Here is a 2172-nt window from a genome sequence, read left to right on the forward strand (position 1 = left end):
GCCGCTTCGGCGCAATATGTCGCGCTGTTGCAGGGCCAGGGTGGCGGCCCCGCCTTCATCCTCACCATCGACGGCGCGACGCGGAATTTCACGGTGCGCAAGGTCGGCGCGACGCCGGAGCCCGGCAAGAGTTTCGAGCTCTGGCTGATCTCCGACAAGCTGCCGCGCCCGCGCTCGCTCGGCGTGATCAACGCCGGCGATTTCACCGCGCGGCCGCTGCTGGCCTCCTATGATGCCGAGGTCGTCAACGGCGCGACCTACGCCATCACCGTCGAGCAGGCCGGCGGCTCGCCAAGCGGCCAGCCGACCTCGTCCCCGGTGTTTTCCGGCAGGCTGATCGAGACCGTGCCGCAGTCCCAGCCGCAGGCGCCGGCGAAGAAATAGGCGTCGTAGCCCGGTTGAGCGAAGCGATATCCGGGACGTCTGTTCCCGCATGTCGCTTCGCTCATGCGGCCTACGACTTTGTCGCCACGGTCCATCCCGCCGTCGCATGCCGACAAGTCCGGCCGAATCCGCTCCCAATTTGAACCTCCCGGCCTTTCGCGGCGTCAAATCCCCGGAATTTGAAGTCGCGCCGCTGATCGCGCCGCCGGAAGAGGTCGAGAAAAATCAAATGGATGCAGCGAAAGCGCCGGGCATCTTCGTTCACCAATACACCGGACTGCCGCATGGCCCGGCGTTCGAGCAATGGCGCGAGCGGGCCTTCGGCTCCTGCGGCCTCGATATCGGGCCGAGCCATGGCGACAGCATCGATTGCCGGCTCCAGATCAGCGTGGTCGACAACATCGCGCTCGCCATTCCGGAAGGGGCCTCCGCGCAATATTCCCGCACCCAGAGCCACCTTGCCGACGGCAGCGACGACCTCGTCCTGATCGCCGCACATGCGGGCCTCGTCCGCGTCGGGCAGAACGGCCATACCGTCGAGCTTGCGCCCGCCCAAATGGTGCTCGTCGACATGAGCATCACGGGCAGCGTCGGCCACACCGACGAAGACCGCTTCACCAGCATCCGCATGCCGCGCCGGGCGCTGCTCGACATCAATCCGCGCGCCGAGGACAAGCTGTCGCAAGTGCTCTCGGACGGCGCGGTCGCCGAGACCGTCTTCCGCTACCATGCGCTCGCCGCCAACCACGCGCCGCATCTCGACGCGGTGGGCCAGCGCCTGACCGCGCAGCATATGGTCGATCTCGTCGGCCTCATGCTCGGCACCGATGCCGAGCATGCAAGTCTGGCACGCGGACGCGGACATGCGGCGGCGCGCCTCGACCTCATGCGTGCCGACGTGATGGCCGCGCTCGGCCGCAACGATCTCTGCCTGTCCGAGGTCGCGACGCGCTCGGGCTTAAGTCCGCGCCAGGCGCAGCGCCTGTTCGAGCAGGCCGGCACGACCTTCACCGAATTCGTGCTGGAGCAGCGCCTGCTGCAGGCCCGCAAGCTGCTCGGCGATCCCCGCGCCAGGACGCGCAAGATCAGCGACATCGCGCATTCCTCGGGCTTTGCCGATTTGTCCTATTTCAACCGCGCCTTCCGCAAGCGCTTCGGCGCGACGCCGTCGGAACTGCGCGAGGCGTGAGCTCGCGACTTCGTGCAGCGGCGCGGCGCTGGCGCAGTTGGTCGATGCGGGCTGTTGAGCTATATTGCCCGCGCGGCCAGACCGCAGGATTGCTTTGGAAAGTATAGTAGGCGGACATGGCCCGTATCGTCGTGCTCGGCGCCGGCTTTGCAGGCCTGTGGGCGGCCATCGGCGCTGCGCGCAAGCGCGAGGAGATCGGCGCGAACGATGACATCGAAATCCGTCTCGTCGACCGCAATCCCTATCACAACATCCGCGTGCGCAACTACGAAGCCGATCTCGACGAGGTCGCGCTGCCGCTGCCGCAACTGCTCGATCCGATCGGTGTCGGCCATGGTATCGGCGAGGTCCAGGCCATCGATCCGGCACGGCGCGAACTCTCGCTGGTCACGAGCGGCGGCGCAGAGACGCTGGATTATGACCGCCTCGTGCTGGCGCTCGGCAGCGAGGTGATGCGTCCCGCCATTCCCGGACTTGCCGGGCATGCCTTCGACGTCGATACCTATGCTGCGGCGCTCCGCCTCGAAGATCATCTCGCCTCGCTTGGGCGCAGCGCGCCGTCGCCGGGGCGTTCGACGGTGGTGGTGGTCGGCGCCGGC

General features: G+C 67.4%; 3 protein-coding genes. All 3 read left to right on the forward strand.

All coding sequences use genetic code 11. The features are described 5' to 3' along the window. On the forward strand, positions 1–384 hold a 384-nt coding region (locus tag MOV74_RS36600; protein ID WP_246932186.1), incomplete at its 5' end, for an anti-sigma factor domain-containing protein. A 229-nt stretch (positions 385–613) separates the two neighbouring features. After that, positions 614–1573, forward strand: coding sequence for an AraC family transcriptional regulator (locus tag MOV74_RS36605; protein WP_246932188.1), 960 nt, complete (start codon positions 614–616; stop codon positions 1571–1573). A gap of 116 nt (positions 1574–1689) precedes the next feature. Beyond that, a partial coding sequence (locus MOV74_RS36610) for an FAD-dependent oxidoreductase (RefSeq protein ID WP_246932191.1) occupies positions 1690–2172 on the forward strand: 483 nt, incomplete at its 3' end.

The sequence above is a fragment of the Bradyrhizobium sp. SHOUNA76 genome (genome assembly GCF_023006445.1).
Lineage (GTDB): Bacteria > Pseudomonadota > Alphaproteobacteria > Rhizobiales > Xanthobacteraceae > Bradyrhizobium.